This is a genomic window from Novosphingobium sp. BL-S-34 (genome assembly GCF_056857015.1).
The window spans coordinates 1,400,820-1,417,407 of the sequence record NZ_CM166472.1; the positions used below are offsets into that span (position 1 = coordinate 1,400,820).

The 16,588-nt window shown below is 65.2% G+C and carries 13 protein-coding genes and 1 riboswitch; of the genes, 3 read left to right on the plus strand and 10 right to left on the minus strand.

Annotated elements, in window-relative coordinates:
* Positions 1–122 precede the first annotated feature (122 nt).
* From virB11 to AC1VV3_RS06655, 8 genes are all read right to left on the minus strand, one after another.
* Positions 123–1,193 carry a P-type DNA transfer ATPase VirB11 gene (gene virB11 / locus AC1VV3_RS06620; protein WP_132263958.1) on the minus strand — a complete coding sequence of 357 codons (1,071 nt, stop codon included), beginning with the start codon at positions 1,191–1,193 and terminating at the stop codon, positions 123–125.
* A gap of 18 nt (positions 1,194–1,211) precedes the next feature.
* Positions 1,212–2,291 (minus strand): TrbI/VirB10 family protein, encoded by a 1,080-nt coding sequence (locus AC1VV3_RS06625; RefSeq protein ID WP_132263960.1) that lies wholly within the window; start codon positions 2,289–2,291, stop codon positions 1,212–1,214.
* 3 nt (positions 2,292–2,294) lie between these two features.
* Positions 2,295–3,161, minus strand: coding sequence for a TrbG/VirB9 family P-type conjugative transfer protein (locus AC1VV3_RS06630; protein WP_431568357.1), 867 nt, complete (start codon positions 3,159–3,161; stop codon positions 2,295–2,297).
* Positions 3,158–4,498 carry a TrbL/VirB6 family protein gene (locus tag AC1VV3_RS06635; RefSeq protein ID WP_431568356.1) on the minus strand — a complete coding sequence of 447 codons (1,341 nt, stop codon included), beginning with the start codon at positions 4,496–4,498 and terminating at the stop codon, positions 3,158–3,160. The genes AC1VV3_RS06630 and AC1VV3_RS06635 overlap by 4 nt, the downstream gene beginning before the upstream one ends.
* A 5-nt stretch (positions 4,499–4,503) precedes the next feature.
* The gene (locus AC1VV3_RS06640; protein ID WP_132263965.1) at positions 4,504–6,933 is read right to left on the minus strand and encodes a VirB4 family type IV secretion/conjugal transfer ATPase; all 2,430 of its coding nucleotides are present in this window, start codon (positions 6,931–6,933) and stop codon (positions 4,504–4,506) included.
* 31 nt (positions 6,934–6,964) lie between these two features.
* Positions 6,965–7,246: a VirB3 family type IV secretion system protein gene (locus tag AC1VV3_RS06645; protein WP_021233609.1), complete on the minus strand. Its 282-nt coding sequence runs from the start codon at positions 7,244–7,246 to the stop codon at positions 6,965–6,967.
* A gap of 28 nt (positions 7,247–7,274) precedes the next feature.
* On the minus strand, positions 7,275–7,628 hold the full coding sequence (locus AC1VV3_RS06650) for a TrbC/VirB2 family protein (RefSeq protein ID WP_132263967.1): 354 nt from the start codon (positions 7,626–7,628) through the stop codon (positions 7,275–7,277).
* 252 nt (positions 7,629–7,880) lie between these two features.
* Positions 7,881–8,255 (minus strand): hypothetical protein, encoded by a 375-nt coding sequence (locus AC1VV3_RS06655; protein ID WP_132263969.1) that lies wholly within the window; start codon positions 8,253–8,255, stop codon positions 7,881–7,883.
* A gap of 297 nt (positions 8,256–8,552) precedes the next feature.
* Here AC1VV3_RS06655 and AC1VV3_RS06660 point away from each other — a divergent pair, with 297 nt between their 5' ends.
* The 3 genes from AC1VV3_RS06660 to AC1VV3_RS06670 all read left to right on the plus strand — a co-directional run bounded on the left by AC1VV3_RS06660 (position 8,553) and on the right by AC1VV3_RS06670 (position 13,920).
* On the plus strand, positions 8,553–10,148 hold the full coding sequence (locus tag AC1VV3_RS06660) for a hypothetical protein (protein ID WP_134095274.1): 1,596 nt from the start codon (positions 8,553–8,555) through the stop codon (positions 10,146–10,148).
* Positions 10,149–10,246: 98 nt separating this feature from the next.
* Positions 10,247–12,955: a TonB-dependent receptor domain-containing protein gene (locus AC1VV3_RS06665; RefSeq protein ID WP_132263972.1), complete on the plus strand. Its 2,709-nt coding sequence runs from the start codon at positions 10,247–10,249 to the stop codon at positions 12,953–12,955.
* A gap of 154 nt (positions 12,956–13,109) precedes the next feature.
* Positions 13,110–13,293: riboswitch (yybP-ykoY riboswitch) on the plus strand.
* Between the two features lie 36 nt (positions 13,294–13,329).
* The gene (locus AC1VV3_RS06670) at positions 13,330–13,920 is read left to right on the plus strand and encodes a TMEM165/GDT1 family protein (protein ID WP_243654110.1); all 591 of its coding nucleotides are present in this window, start codon (positions 13,330–13,332) and stop codon (positions 13,918–13,920) included.
* Positions 13,921–14,177: 257 nt separating this feature from the next.
* Here the strand turns inward: AC1VV3_RS06670 and AC1VV3_RS06675 are convergent, their stop codons facing one another.
* Positions 14,178–15,611: a class I SAM-dependent methyltransferase gene (locus AC1VV3_RS06675; protein ID WP_431568355.1), complete on the minus strand. Its 1,434-nt coding sequence runs from the start codon at positions 15,609–15,611 to the stop codon at positions 14,178–14,180.
* A 203-nt stretch (positions 15,612–15,814) separates the two neighbouring features.
* Positions 15,815–16,489, minus strand: coding sequence for a response regulator transcription factor (locus AC1VV3_RS06680; protein WP_132265239.1), 675 nt, complete (start codon positions 16,487–16,489; stop codon positions 15,815–15,817).
* Positions 16,490–16,588: the final 99 nt, after the last annotated feature.

The following is a 16,588-nucleotide window of genomic DNA, read 5'->3' on the forward strand; positions in this document are numbered from 1 at the left end:
CCGCCGGAAGCTGACCCGATAGGTGCAGCCGGTCGCCTAACGGGCCACTCTGCGGTCACGAACGCGCCTCTGGACGATCGCGGGCTCGCTTTGGGGAGCGCTCGAAGGTCGAGCGCTCCGTCCTATCCCACCAGGGTCGCGCTTTCGGCGATCTGGCTGATGCCGCGCTTGCCGCCCTGGCGGTCCAACTGCACGACGATGTCGATCACGGACGCCGCATACTCCAGCGTTTCCGCGCGCGTGAGGCCGATGCCGGTCTGCATGGACATCAGCGCGATCTGCTCCAGCGCGCCGCGCGGCGTGTTCGCGTGGACGGTTGAGAAGGAGCCGGGATGGCCGGTGTTGATGGCGCGCAGGAACGAGACGGTCTCGCTGCCGCGCAGTTCCCCCAGCACGATGCGGTCGGGGCGCAGGCGCAAGGCGGCCTGAAGCAAGTCGTTGGCCGAAACCTTGGCCTCGCCGAGTTCGCCCTTCACCGCGATCAGGCCGACGCCGTTGGCGCCCGGCAGTCGCAGTTCGGCGGTATCTTCCACCACCACCACGCGCTCGTGCTGCGGGATTTCCGAAAGCATGGCGTTGAGGAAAGTGGTCTTGCCGGTCGAGGTGCCGCCCGAGATCAGGATGGTGCGGCGGCGGCGGATGGCATCGCGCAGGAAGGCGATCGGCTCGGCCATGGGGTCGGGCGTCGGCTCTTCCACCAGCGGGGCGATCGGCCCGCGGTCGTAAGCGTCCAGCGGCAATTCGAGCAGACGATGGCGACGGATCGCCATGGCCCAATTGGAGCGCGTCGCCGGCGGCCCGACGAGCTGGATACGCGCGCCGCCGCCGCTCTGACCGGAGTGGCTGCCGTAGCCGGGCAAAGTGGCGGAAAGCAGCGGATGTTCGCGGTTGATGCCCTGGTGGCTGATCCGCGCCACCTGTTCCGCCAGGCGCTGGAGCAGGCGGTTGTCCATCTCCGGCAACCGGATATGCTGCATCCCCGGATGCGCCGCGTCCTCCACCCAGATCTCGCCGGGGCGGTTGACGAGGATCTCGGTCACCGTCTCGCGGTCGAGCCAGGGGCGCAGCGGCGCCAGATAGGCGTCGAGATAGACCGATCGCGCCGCGGAAAGGCCGGCCCCGGCTTCGGGGTCAGTCACGGGCTTGCCGATCGCGGAGCGCTCGGGCTGAAGGGAGAAGACGTCGGCGACCATGTTGCAACGAGACCTGGATCACTGGACCTGGCTGAAATCCAGGTCCTTGGCGGTGAAGACGCGGATCGGTTCGCCCTGGCGGACGCGGATCGTCGGGCCGACGCTGCCGCTCTGCTGGACGGCGGCTGCCGCCGCGGACTGTCCGCCGCCGACCACCACGCTGGAGCCGCTGGTGGCGAGCGTGGACAGGCCGCCGACGACCGAAAGCAGCATGGCCGAACCGAAGCGTTCGAAGAAGTGGCTGTTGACCTTGCCCGGAAGGCCCGTCTCGCCGCCGAAGGCAATGGCCGGCGAGCCGAGGTTGACCGAGACGCCGTCCGGACGGATCAGGCGGCTCCAGATCACGTAGGCGCGCTTCTGGCCCGCGGTGAGGCCGCTCTTGTACTGGCCGATCAGGCGCGAGGAGCGCGGGACCAGCGTGCGCTTGCCGTCGAAGCTGCGGACGTCGGCCGAGACGATGGCGCGGACGTAGCCGGGCACGTCCGTGTCGATCGCCGTTTCCAGCACGGCCGGGATCAGGGTGCCCTGGGTGACCGTGGTGGCGGGATCGAAAGTATGGGCCGCAGCGGCCGTGGTGCCGGTGCCGCCGATGCGCGCGGCGAAATCGTCGTTGGGATTGGCCGCCTTGCCTTCTCCGGCTGCGCCCACGGCGGGGATCGTCACGGCATTGCCGCCGGCATCGAACACCACGGTGGGGTTGGCGAAGGGATTGGCCTCGGGCGCGGGCGCGGCACCGGGAGCGGCCGCCAGGACCGGAGCGGGCGCAGGCGCCGGCAGCGGGGCGGGCGTCGCTTCGGGCTGCGGCGCAGCGGCGACCGGCGCAGGAGCGGGCGGCGCGATCGGCTGCGGCGCGGCGGGCTGGGGCTGGGCCGCCGGTCCATTGCGGACCGAGTCCATCGACCAGAGGGTCAGGCCGCCCAGGGCGGCCACGATCAGGACGCCGGCAGCCAGGCCCAGGCCATCGGCCTTCTTGCGCTGGCTGACCTGCGGCATGACGTTGCGCGTGGCCAGGTCGATGACCTGTGCGCCCTCGCCGTCACGCGGATCGGCGCCGGCCGTGCTTTCGAACTTCTCACGCAGTGTGGAATTGGGCGCCATGTGTCAGTTCCCGTTCGATGAAGCGAGGTTTGCGGCAGTCGCCACCGGAGCCGCGGCGCTCGCACCCGAGCCGGCGGGGGCAGGCGCGTCGGGCCGCTGGTTTTCCAGCGTGGCGCTGGCCTTGCCGGAGCGCAGGATGATGAGCTTGGGCACTTCGCCCAGCACGATCGTCTGGCCGCGCACCGCGTAGTTCACCGGGCCTTCGTCGCCCTTCTCGTTCTGCACGAGAATGGCGGGCACGGCCGTGTTGTCGGGCCAGAGCAGGTACGTGGAGATCCCGTCGTCATAGACGCGCGCGGGTTGCAGCTTGGCGATGCCGGCGCGCTTCCATGCAAAGTTCAGGGCCGAGGCGTCGACCGGCGTGGCCGCCGGATCGCCGGCCGCCAGCGCCTGTTCGGCAGGGTCGAGCGCAGCCGTCCGCGCGGCACCGGGGGCACCGGGCACGGTCTCTGCCGGCTCGTCCTTGTAAGTGAAGCGCAGCATGTAGAGCGGGCGCGCCTTGGGCGAGGCGACGAGGTCGAAGAAATAGGTATGGCGATTGGTCACCACCGTCATGTTCGTGCGGCCACTGGCGTCGAGCGGCTTCACGAACAGCAGATCGGCACGCTTGTTGGGCGTGATCTGCCAGGTCTGCGAATCGCCGACCGCCACATTCTCGATCGCTTCGTTCTTGCCGAAGGCGATGGTCGCCTGGACGCCGGTGCGGCCGTCGATCCGCACGACTTCGTTGTCGGAATAGGCGTGCTGCACCAGTCGCTCATCCGCCTGCGCAGGCGCGGCCAGAAGTGCAAGCGCCGGGACGGCGGTCGCGGCCAGGGCGCAAGCGTAGGCACGGGCATAGACGCGGGCCGGGGCCTGAAGCCGAATCATGTGAACTTCTCCTTGGCCGGAGCGCGGCCCGTATTGCCGGACGCGCCTTTTCCGGGCCCGTTTTGACTTTGGCCGTTATGAATTGCCGCGGTGTCGTTGGATGCGCGGAAGCGGCTGCCGATGCCGCGTGTGCGCGAGGCCTGACTCGCGCCCAGGGGTTCGATCCCGCCGCCCGAGACCTGGGTGATGACGGTGCGCCGTTCGCCCGAAGACGCGCCGCCAGCCTGATCGTGACCGGGAACGGGCGCCATGGCGGCCGCACTGGCAGCCGAAACCGCCGCGGTGCGCGACTGGGTGGCGGTGTTGACGAAAGGCTGGACCTGCCCGCCGGAAGCCGGGGCCGAAGCGGCCGGCGCCGCGGCGCCGCGTCCGCCGCGCCCGCGCTCGGCATTGGCGAGGCCAAAGACCTGCCAGCCGGACACCAGCGTTCCCGCAACTTTAAGAACCATGCCCATCAGCGCCAGATGCACCGCCGCCACCACGAACAGCGCCATGGCGGCGCGTCCGTCGATCTGGCCGAGCTGCGCGCCCTGCACCAGCGCCGAGACGATCGGCACCAGCAGTTCCAGCGTGATCCCGCCGCCAAGCACGACGAAAAGCGGGGTGGTCGCCGTCAGCACGACGCCGCGCAGCCAACCCGCGGTAAGGCCCCGCGTGCCGCCGAACAGCGCCATGACCACGAAGATCGGGCCGAGCGCCAGCAGGATGGCAAGGGCGATGCGCGCCGTCAGCAGGACGCCGACAGTGCCGAGCAGCAGCATGAGCGCGCCCATCCACATCACGCTGTCGGGCGAAAACAGACCCGCCGCGCCGCCGCTGGCGGCAACCGACTTGGCCGCACCGGCCGTCTGCGCAGCGCCCTGGGCCGCGCCCTGCGCCACTTCGCCGCCACCACTGCCCTGCCCCGCGTTCTGCGAAGCCTCGGCAATGGCGTTGAAGACCACGTCGATGCGGTCTCCGAACAGCTGGGTTGCCGAACCCTTGGCACCCATCAGCAGCGAGGCGATCCAGTCGGGTCCGCCCACGGCAAGGTTCCAGACGACGCCCTGATAGGCGATCCAGCTCGTCGCGAACGTGAGGACGAGGCCCAGCGTCAGCATGCGCGGCGTAAGCGCCGAAATGCCGAGGCTGGAACGGCCCGTCAGCAACGAGATCGCAAAGAAGGCTATGTAGAGCGTGAGCAGGATGGTCAGCACCGGGGCCATGGCCCCTTCGGCGCCGAACAGGCGGCCGAAGGCGGCCGAAGCCATCTCATTGGCCACGCAGTCGACCGCGCGGAGCGCCGGGGCGACACCGCCGCTGGCGACTTCCGTAAGCTGTTCGCAGGCGGTGCTCATCGCCCTTACTCCGCCGCCTCGATCCAGGCGGCGTCGTCATCGCTTTCACCGGGCCACTGGAAACCGGTCAGCACCGGATACCAGGCTGCCGGGTCATCGCCGTAGCGCTCGCGCAGCTGGTCGAGCTTGCGCACGGTGCTCTCGCGGCCCGAAAGCACGGTGAGCACCTCGGGCATGCCCGAAAGGTCGAGGCGCACCACCACCGACGCGTCCGACTGACGGATCAGGAAACAGCGCGACTGCGCGGGCAGCGTCTTGATGACGTCCAGTTCGTGCTGCGAAAGGCCGAAGCCCTCGCAGTAGTCCTCATAGCGGGCGCGGGCGTTGGGCATGAACACCATCGTCGCGGTCTGTTCGACCAGGGCCGTGGCGATCTTGCTGTCCAGCGCGTCGCGCGCCGACTGGGTGGCGAAGCCCACCAGCGCGTTGCGCTTGCGCAGCGTCTTGAGCCAGTCGCGGATGCGGGCGGCGAAGACCTCGTCGTCAAGCGCCTTCCAGCCCTCGTCGATCAGGATCATCGTCGGCTCGCCGTCCAGGCGCTCGTCGATGCGGTGGAACAAGTACATCATGACCGGCGTGCGCAGGCGCGGGCTTTCGAGCAGCGCGGTCATGTCGAAACCGAGCACGCGGGCCGAAAGGTCGAGCTTGTCGTACTGGTTGTCGAACAGCCAGCCATGCTCGCCGCCCTGGATCCAGGCATCGAGCCGCGATGCGAGATCGCCGGGTTCGGGGCGGCGCGCGCCGGCCAGCAATTCGCGGAAGTGCGAGAGGCGGCGCAGCGACGGGTCGTTGTGATAGGCGGCATCCACTGCGCCCGCGACCGTTGCCAGTTCCTCAGGCCCCTTGGCATCGAGCAGCACACCCAGCCAGTCGCGCAGGAAGGCGCGGTTGGCGGCGGTGTCCGGCAGGGAAAGCGGGTTGAAGCCGGTCGGATGTCCGGCAGCGACGCGGCTGTAGGTGCCGCCGATGCCGCGCAGGAACACTTCGGCGCCGCGGTCCTTGTCGAACAGCACGGTGCGCGGATTGAACTTCTGCGCCTGGGCGGCAAGGAAGTTCATGACCACGGTCTTACCGGAACCCGACGGACCGATGACGGTGAAGTTGCCGAGGTCGCCCTGGTGGAAATTGAAGAAGAACGGCGTCGAGCTGGTCGTTGCCAGCAGGGTCACTGCATCGCCCCAGTGGTTGCCGCTCGCCTGGCCCATCGCGAAGCCGTGGAGCGAACCGAAGCAGGCCATGTTGGCGCTGGAAATCAGCGCGCGGCGGACGATGAAGGCCTCGTTGCCGGGGAGCTGGCCCCAGAACGCCGGCTCCATGTTGACGTCCTCGCGCACGGCGACCGCACCGGCATCGGCAAGCGAGGCCGCGCAGAGCGCCGTGACTTCATCGAGGGCGTCGAGCGAATCGGCGCGCACGAGAACCGAGAGATGGTGGTCCCCGAAACCGACCGCGCCGGTGCCGAGCGAATCGCGCGCGGAAGACATCTCGCGGCGTTCCGCCATCGCCTCCTCGTCGGCCGAGCGCAGGCGGCGGATGGCAAGGTCGATGCGTTCGCGGGCGATCTGGCGGTCCGAAGGCGCATACGTCTCGGTCAGCACCAGTTCGCAGGGCAGGCGCAGCAGCGCGTCCGTCAGGCCCGGCGCCGTGCTGTCGGGATAGTCCTTGAGGCTGACGAGCGAGCCGAACGAAGCGCTGGCGGCGCCGCGCAGTTCGAGCGCGTCCATGCCGAAGTTGATGCGGCGATAAGGCAGCATATGGCCGATGTCGGTGCCGTCCACCGGACGGCGCACCGGGCGCATCTCGCCGTTATAGAGCGCCGACAGCAGTTCCAGCACTTCCGAGCACTGGCCCGCCTGGCCCTCGTAGTCGCCCAGGAGGCGCGCGCCATAAGCGCCCAGCGACGCGACCATGGCCGAAGCGGCGGCGCGAAGCGCGCGCACGTCGGCGGGATCGGCCTCGGCCGGGGCATTGCCCTTGTTGCGGAGCATGCGCGAAAGCTTGTCGGGCCAGCCCGCCTTGCCGCGCGCCGGGCGGCGCACCAGGGTGACGAACTGGTCGTTGACGAAGAGCGCGCCCGATCCGGTGCGCGCACGCCAGCGTGCATCGATATGCGCGGCGAGCGAGTCCTCGAACTGGCCCTCCATCGCGATCTCGACGCGGCGGCGAATGACGTGATGATAGAGCACGAAGCGCGCATCGAGCGCGGAACGCAGCAGCACTTCGCGGGTGGCGACGTGGGCGTTGAGTTCCTCGCTGTCGGCGGTTTCGAAAGCGAAGCCCGGCACCATCAGCGAGAGCATCACCGAACCGTCGCGCAGCAGCACGACGTTTTCGTCCACCAGTGCCTGATAGGGCAGCCGGTCGCCGACCAGCGTTTCCTTGGCGCCCCAACCCCCGAGCGCACTCTTGAGGACCGATTTCCTGTTCTTCGCCATCGTCATTTCCCCCGCGTCCCTTGTTATTCGATCAGGGCGCGTAGCTGTTGCAGCCCCATCGCTGCCAGTTCGGCACGCGGGGGCATTTGCTGACCTTGGCGATCCACAAGTCGAACACCCGGGGTTCGCGAAGACATGCGAGGTATCCGGCGCCGTGGATCGCGAGCGCTGCAGGCAGCGCCCAGAAGCTCTTGGTGATGAGGAAGATCTCCGTCGTCACCGCGGCATTGATGATGAAGAAGCTGTACGTCACGCCCGCAAACATCTGCGGGCGCGTGAGCGCGCGGTGCACGGGATAGCGTGCGAGGCTCATGGACAGCTCCTGGACCCGGGGGCCGGCATCAGCCGGCGGCCGACTGGATGCCGGTCACGATCGCGCCGGCGCCGAAGAGCACGAAGCAACCAATGATGACGGTGGCGCCGAAGCGCCAGTTCATGCGGCCGGTCAGCATCATGAAGCCCACTGCGGCCACCGCCATGACGGCCACGGCCGTGGCGACATTGCCGAGCAGCGTGCCCTGCAACCATCCGAGCGCGGCCACGATCGGGCCGGATCCGGCCGGATCGGCACGCGTTACCTGCTGGGCCTGCGCCGCCATGGGCGCGAAGCCCAGCGACGCGGCAACCAGGGTCGCGAAAATCGAGAAATATCCCCGTACCTTGCGGGTTTGAAGCTGTGCGTACCGAATCACCATGCCCTCCGTATGAGGGCGCAGTGCTCCATCTGGATGACAGCAATGTGACGACGAGACGGCCAATCTGGCAGTCCTGTTGCACGCGTCACAGAAATTCAGGTCAACTCAGAAGGGGCGCCGCAACCCACCACACCCTTTTTTGTGTGGGCGTCTTATAATTCAGGTGCGTCCCGAAAGGCCAGCGCCGCTTGATTCATCGGGGAGGGAACGATCCCTCCCCGCATTACAGAGACTTGATCGTACAAACGGCGTTCAGCGCGATGCGCGGGCCGTCGTACGCAGCAGGTTATTCAACGCAAGACGGGCAGCGGCGCGCGAATCGACCCACGATCCGTCCGCCAGTTGCAGGTCGTAGCGATCGGAACTGGCGACAGCGGCGCGATAGGTCGCCAGCGCCTTTTCAGTCTGGCCATTGGCGGCATAGGCCGACCCCAGGTTGATCAGCGTTGCCGGATCTTCGGACTTCGTGGCTCCGGAGGCTTCCAGCTTGCTGACGGCGGCCCCGGCCTGTCCGCTCGACAATTCGGTGTAGGCCACGTCGATCCTGTCGTTCAGCGGCGTTGCGGGTGCGGCCGAAACGGCGGCCTGGCTGAGCAGGAGAGTGGCGGCGAGGGCAGTGAAGGACATGGCAATCTCCCGGTTTTTCGATCTGTTGATGAAATGCAACATCCGCGCAAAAACCGTGTCTCACAAGAAAATGACGCAACTGTCATAAAACTGCAATCGACGTGTGAATTCGGGCAAAAACGCGAGTCGCCCCTACCTCTTTCGAGGTAATGCCGGTCAATTGTCACATCACCGTCGCATAACTGCAGATTAGTGTCACGTTAGCGCCAACAAACTGTCACTCCCCCCTCCTAGACCCCGCGCTCAGCGAAGGCGGACTCGCCGCCTCGGCTCGACCTGACAAACGGGGGAATTCACGTGAAGACCATTCATGGCGCGCTGCTGATCGGTTGCAGTGCTCTCGCTCTCGCCGGCTGCGGCGCCGACGACATCTCCTCGCCGGGTGCCGGCAGCATCGTCATCAACAATCCGACGCCGACTCCCGCTCCGACCCCCGCCCCGACCTCGGGCACGGTCGTCGCGGCAGCCAGCTGCCCGACCTTCAACGCCACCGGCGGCCTGACCGACAGCGGCACCGTTTCCGGTCCTGAAGGCTCGTGGCGCGTCTGCACGCTGCCCGCGCTCGTCGACGTCAACGCCAGCCTCCCCAAGGTTGCCGGCGTTCTCTATCGCATCGCCGGCCGCGTGGACGTAGGTTGCGATGGCGGTTTCGCCGCGCCGACCTCGGCCGCGACGTTCACCACCACCACCGCCAGCTGCAACGGCCGTGTCCTCTCGGCCGACACCAACGTCACGCTGACGATCGATCCGGGCGTGATCATCTACGGTGAAAACGGCGCCGAAGCCGCCTGGCTCGCCGTCAACCGCGGCAACAAGATCAACGCGACCGGCACTGCCGCGAAGCCGATCATCTTCACCAGCCGCGAAAACGTCGTCGGCACCAACAACGACAGCTCGATGGGCCAGTGGGGCGGCGTCGTGCTGCTCGGCCGCGGCAAGGTCACGGACTGCAACTACGGTTCGACCGCTGCCGGCACCTGCGAGCGCGACACCGAAGGTGCGGTCAACAAGGCCGTCTTCGGCGGCGCCGACAACACCTACAACGCCGGCACCATGAAGTACGTGCAGATCCGCTACTCGGGCTACATCCTGAGCAACGGCAAGGAACTGCAGTCGCTCACCACCGAAGGCACCGGCACCGGCACGACCCTGGACTACTTCCAGTCGGTCAACAGCTCGGACGACGGCGCTGAATTCTTCGGCGGCGCCGTGAACTTCAAGCACTACATCTCGGTCAACGCCGACGATGACAGCCTCGACATCGACACCGGTCTCCAGGGCAACTTCCAGTACGTCATGCTGCTGCAGCGCAGCGGCGGCGGCGACGCCCTGGTCGAAGCCGACTCGAACGGTGCCGAAACCGACACGCCGCGTCAGGTCACCAACATCGCGAACTTCACGATGGTCCAGCCTGCCGCCAGCTCGAACAACGAAGCCAACGACCTGGCCTCGCTGCTCATCCGCGGCAACGCCGACGTGACGCTGGCCAACGGCATCATCGTTTCGCCGGCCAACGAATGCCTTCGCCTCAACGGCTCGGGCACCGTTCCTGCCACGCTCAAGGCCTTCTCGGTGGTCATGAGCTGCAACGCGACCAAGTACCTGGGTTCGGGCACCTACACGGCTGCCAACACCCAGACCCAGTTCGCCACCGGCACCAACAACAACAGCGACGCCTATACCTCGACGCTGACCAGCACCTTCATCAACGGCGCCAACGAAAGCGGCGTTGCGGCCTACGACGTGACCACCCTGTCGAGCTTCTTCGACAAGGTGACCTACATCGGCGCCGTCTCGGGTGCCAGCGACACCTGGTACAAGGGCTGGACCTGCGACAACGCGACCGCGAACTTCGGTTCGAACGCAGCCTGCACCGCGCTGCCGACGACCTGAGCGGACCGCCCGTGACACCGGGGGGCGGTCCTTAGCGGCCGCCCCCTTTGTCACATCCGATGCTTCGTAACGAAATCCGTGTTCCAGGGGGACCAACCATGACCAAGCCGCGGCTCGCATCGCTGCTGCTGCTCTCCACGACGATTCTCACGCCGGCGATGGCGTGGGCGCAGGACAGCACTTCGCCTACTACCGATCAGGGCTCCGCGGCACCGTCCACGCCGACGAACGACGTCGCGCAGCCGGCCGACGAAGCGGAAGCACCGGACGTTTCGCTGCCCGGCGGCGCGATCGTCGTCACCGGCCAGCGCAACCGCAACATCATGCGGACAACCCCCCAGGTCATCTCGATCCTGTCGAGCGAGGAAATCGCGCGCACCGGCGAGGGCGACATCGCCGGCGCCCTGGGCCGCGTCACCGGCCTTTCGGTGGTCGGCAACGGCTACGTCTACGTGCGCGGCCTTGGCGACCGTTACTCGCTGGCCCTGCTCAACGGCTCGCCGCTGCCCAGCCCCGAGCCGCTCAAGCGCGTGGTTCCGCTCGACCTGTTCCCCACCAGCATCGTCGCCTCTTCGCTCGTGCAGAAGAGCTATTCGGCGAACTTCCCGGGTGAATTCGGCGGCGGCGTCATCAACCTGACGACCAAGGCGATCCCGACGGAAAGCTTCCTCACCATCGGCGGCGGCATCGGTTGGGATACCGAAACCACCAACCAGATGGGCTACACCTACTACGGCAGCAAGACCGACTGGACGGGCTGGGACAACGGCAACCGCTCGGTGCCTTCGGCGCTGAAGGACTATTTCAACAGCGACACGGTCATCAACCCGACTTCGGACCTGGCCCAGCAGCTTGGCGGTCTCCTGGTCAACGGCCGCAACGCCGTCGTTCAGCGCGACGACCACGTCCAGCCGAACTTCTCGGTGGATGTCTCGGCAGGCACCAAGTGGGAACTCGGTGAATTCACGCTCGGCGTGATCGCCGCGGGCGGCTATTCCAACAAGACCCAGACCAAGGCGATCACGCAGCAGCGCGCCCAGGGCCTGACCGCCGACCCGAACCAGCTGTTCGAAAACTTCCAGGCGGTGAACACCGACAACCGCGTGGTCGCCAACGGCCTGCTCGGCCTCGGTCTCGAATGGGGCGAGAACTCGGTCCGCTGGACCAACGTCTACATTCACGACACCGACAAGCACGCCAGCCTCCGTCTCGGCAAGCGGGAGAACAACCCGAATGCCGATTACATGGAACAGACGACGGCCTGGTACGAACGCCAGCTGATCGACACCCAGTTCGTCGGTGAATTCCACCCCGCCGACAACACCGAGATCGACCTGCGCGCCGGTTACGCGAACTCGAAGCGCCTCGCGCCCTTCGAAATCAACGCCGAGTACCTGCGCACCAACACCGCGACCGACGATTACGGCAACGACTTCGTCAACCGTCTCGGCAACGGCAACCAGGACCCGACCACGATCACCTTCTCGCGCCTGAACGAGGATGTCTGGTCGGCCGGTGCCGACGTTTCGCATCAGTTCTCGCCGGGCTGGACGGGTACGGTGGGCTATGCCTACCAGATCAACACCCGCACCAACACGCGCCGCTCGTTCTCGATCTACGCGAATGGCGACCAGACGCAGATCTCGAACTTCGGCCTGCTGCGTCTCGACGTGCTGCTCCAGCCGGGTACCTGGTACCTGCAGGACAACGGCGTCAACTACGGCCTCGAACTGCGCGAACCGGATGCCAGCACGGCCCAGTTCGACTCGCGCCTGCTCAACCACGCCTTCTACGGCAAGCTCGACGGCAGCCTGACCGACGCGCTTTCCTTCGATCTCGGCGTGCGCTGGGAATATGCCAAGGAATCGACGATCCTGCGCCCGATCGGCCAGCCGGCGACCAAGGCGACCGACCTCAAGAACGAATACTTCCTGCCTGCGCTCACCCTCACTTACGAGATCGAGCCCGGCATGCAGGTTCGCCTGAACGGTTCGAAGACGATCGCGCGCCCGCAGTTCCGCGAGCTGCTCTATCAACCCTACTTCGATCCGGACACCAACCGCACCTATCAGGGCAACCCGTTCCTGATCGACAGCCAGCTCTACAACGCCGAAGCCCGCTACGAGTGGTACTTCGATCGTGACCAGCGCGTGGCCCTGGGCGCCTTCTTCAAGCGGATCGACAACCCGATCGAATCGTTCCTGACCGGCACCGAAACCTTCGTCACGTCCTATGCGAACGCGCCGAAGGCAGACCTCTACGGCGCCGAATTCGAAGTGCAGAAGTACGTGCCCCTGGAAAACATGGGCAAGTTCTTCGAAACCCGCCGCCTGCTGTTGCTCGGCAACTACACCTTCACCAAGTCGAAGCTGAAGGTGCAGGACGGCGACACCGTGCGCATCTACGGCGCCGGCACGGGCACCTCGCTGGCCACCGACTACTTCCGCGACGGTGCGCCGCTCACGGGCCAGTCGGAGCACATCGCCAACGTGCAGATCGGCCTGGAGGACACGGCCAACCTGTCGCAGCAGACGATCCTGTTCAACTACGCCAGCAAGCGCGCGGTCAGCCGCGGTCTTGCGAACTCCGGCCAGCCCGACCTGTTCGAGTACCCCGGCCTGACGATCGACCTGGTGGTTCGCCAGGGCTTCGTGGTCGCCGGCAAGGAACTGGAACTGAAGTTCGAAGGCCGCAACCTGACCGGACGGAGCCATCAGGAGTACCAGCAGATGGTCGATGGCCGCGTCAACTACAACACTTACGACGTCGGCCGCACCTTCTCGCTCTCGGCTTCGGCGAAGTTCTAACCCGCTCACCAGGGAGGCTTCCTGCTCTCCCGACGGCAACTCAAGGGCCGGTCGCAGCAATGCGGCCGGCCTTTTTTTCGCCGACCGCCCGTTTCGCAGCCGCTTTGTCACCGGCCGTTTTTTCTTTGCCAGCGGCGGCCGCACGCGCTAAGGGCGCCGGGTCATCTGGGGAGTAGCCGCCTGCGCCCCCTTGCCTTGGGACTGTTCCCGGCAAGATCAGCAGGACCTGTCGTCAACACACTTGGTCGAGAGACCATGGCGCACAGGAGCGCGGGAAACCGCTCGGGCGAGACCAATGGCGTTGCAGCTCCGTCCGGCCGGGCGGGTTCTGCCGCGCTATTGTCTTGTCTGTCGCCCGGCCCGGAGAATTCAACTTGCCAATCCTGTTCTCGTCGGCCCTGCTCACCTCCACGGCGGTGGTGGCGCTTGCCGAAATCGGCGACAAGACCCAGCTCCTCGCCATCGTCCTCGCCACCCGCTTCAAGCGCCCCTGGCCCATCGTCGGCGGGATCTTCGTGGCGACACTCGCCAACCACTTCCTTGCCGCTCTTGTGGGCGAACAGGCCTCGGCCTTCCTCGACGGCCAGTGGTTCCGCTATCTCGTCGCCGTCAGCTTCATCGTGATGGCCGGCTGGACCCTGATCCCCGACAAGTTCGACGAAGACGACGAGCCCAAGCCCAGCCGCTTCGGCCCCTTCGTGGCCACCGCGATCGCCTTCTTCCTGGTCGAGATGGGCGACAAGACCCAGCTCGCCACGATCGCCCTCGGCGCCCGCTTCCAGAGCGTGCTTCCGGTCATGGCCGGCACCACCATCGGCATGATGCTGGCCAACGTGCCGGCAGTGTTCCTGGGCAACGAGATCATCAAGCGCGTCCCCCTGAACGTGGTCCGCACGATCGCCGCGCTGCTGTTCCTGGTAATCGGCCTCTGGCTGCTCGCCCAGACCGCAGGCCTGCTGGGCTGACCCTGTCTCAACGCAAGGTGACGCCGTGTTTGCCAAGGTCAGGCAAGAAGAGCGTCACCTTGCGCGCGGCACCCGGCCCATAGCGCTGCTGGAAACGACAGTGATGGGAGCGATGGAAGGATAGAGTTCGCCCCGCCTGCCAGGCAGGAGGATGGGAAGCGGACTGGCTGGAATCGCCCCTTAGCGGACATACACGTTCACATGCCAACTATCTGGGGCGTTATGTCGGAGCCAAATTCGGAAGCTAAAAACACAATCTAACTGACATCGCAGCGATAGATAACCACATCGGAGTGCGCACCAATTTTTACGATTGAGTTGAATTTTCCTGTCTTTTCAAGGCTATTTTTCAGCGGTTCGTGGAAATAAATCATATGGTTCACCCCGACATGATCAGCTTGTTGGTCATAGCCTGATATAATTAAGCACCGCTGCGTATTTTCTGCCGCAAACTCAATAAGGTCTTTGTAAGCCTCGAAAGATGGCTGGTGGATCAGAACCTCGAGGCAGAGCACGAAGTCAGCGGGCATCTTCTCAGTTGTTGGGGCTTGGATAAATATCCATTCCGGCCGTTTGGCGCGCGCCAAGGTCAGGCTTTCCGCGGACCGATCCAGGCCTACGTAATTGTTCAGGCCAAGTGCGCCTACAACTTCAAGGTCGCCGCACCCGATATCGAGCACCGTGGACGCCTCCTCTATTCCTTCCGCCTTTAAGAGGTCTTGCTTGTAGATCAGGTTCTCGCCTCTGGAACCAATTCCCGACCCACGTTCGGGAAAGTGCCGATAACGCATGTCCCAGAAGAGGCGCGATTCAAAATTGCTACCGATTTGCTCATTGGCTCTTGCCACAGCCTCCTTCTCACGATGCTCGGCAATACCGGATGGTTCCAACAAGCCCATGACATTTAGGGAAGTGTTGTGGTAATGAAGCAGCGTTAATGGACGAGAATTGTCAAAATTAGAGTGCTGGCCTTGGAAGTGAACGTAGTAATTCACGTTAGAAGGTAAATCCGCGAATGGAAGCTCTGTTTCGTGGAGCGCCATGCAGAATGAGATCTGATCGACATGATTTTCTTTTTTTGCTGCGCGCAAAGGCTCAATGTCTGACAGTAACTTTTCGGCGTATCGGCGCCACGCTTCAAAGAGTCTATCTGCATATTGTACGGGCACTGAATAGAAGCCGCCGTTGCAGTTTCCTTGAAAAGTTACCTCATCAGAGGCTTCGACCGTGACAACAGGGGGGCGGTCAACAAAGCCTGCGCGATCGAACAGATGGTCAAGTAGCGACAATGGCGGGTTCGCGAGGTCGACAACTTTGCCACCAACTGCCGACGGCACGAGAAAAGCCGTAAAATCGCCTAAGCAGATCATGTCTGTATCGAGGAATACGACGTGATGCACACCCTCTCCCCGCAGATTCTCCCACTGCGCGAGCTTGTTGCAATATCGACCGTCGCCAAAACGCGCCACCCTATGGATGCGAACCCGCAATTGCTTGAACTGTTCGACGATTTGAGGCGACACCTCTGGTGTGAACTGAACGTGGATGTCCGATGCATCAAGCGGGGTATGCTTCAAGACCGAATGGACCAAATGCCATGCCGTGTATGCAAATACGGCACCCTCATCGATGACAAAGGATACTGCAATTCGATAGGGATTTGGGCGAGCTAGCGTTGAGTCGTTAAGCATGCAGCAGGACTAGACCGGCGCTTTGCCATGCGCAATCACGCCGAGTTGCCAAAAATGTCCGCTTCCCACCCACATCGGCCCTCTCACCCTTTGGCGTGAGAGGGTCGGACGCCCGCTGAACCCAGCGCGATGGTCCCATCCGGGGGCAAGGTCGACGCGAACGGAATAGACGACAGCAGCGCCTCGGTGGCCTGGCCAAACCCTCAGATCGCGTCGAACACATACCCCAGCGAGCGCACGGTGCGCAGGGGATTGCCGGCGCCCACGCCCTTGAGCGCGCGGCGCAGGCGGCCGATCCAGACGTCCACCGTGCGTTCGTCGACGGCGGGTTCCTGCTTGCCCAGTGCCGCGATGAGCTGCGTGCGGGTGAAGACGCGGCCGGGATGCTCGATGAAATAGCGCAGCAGGCGCAGTTCGTTGGGCATCAGCGAGATCGGCTTGCCCTGCCAGCGGGCCTGGAAGGCGGCGACATCCACGGAAAGCTCGCCTTGCGCCAGCACGCGGCCGTTGGCGGTGTCCTGTTCGCTGATATTCGCGCCCAGCACGCGATCGAGCAACGCCGAGCGGGTCAGCGGGCCGACCATGTAGTCGTCCGCGCCCATGCGCAGCGCGCGCTTGCGGTCGTCGACATTGTCCTCTTCCAGCACGATCGTGACGTGGGCGTGGCTGGTCAGGCTATCCGCGCGCAGGCGGCGGCAGAGTTCCAGCCCCGACATCTCGGGCAGCACCCAGTCGATGAAGACCCAGAGCGCCCCTTCGATCAGCGGCAATTCGGCAAAGTCGGTCCAGCGATGAAGGACGACATCGAAATCGTCGTGCCGGAACGCCGCGAGACCACCCGAAAGTTCACTCGCCAGCAATATGTCGATCCGCCGCATGGCCCCCTGCCTGATTACCCCCAAACCGGGACTACGCGCGGCTAATTGCCGCGCCAGTGTGACGAACAAGTGACATATCGATGACTTGCGGCGGAAAAG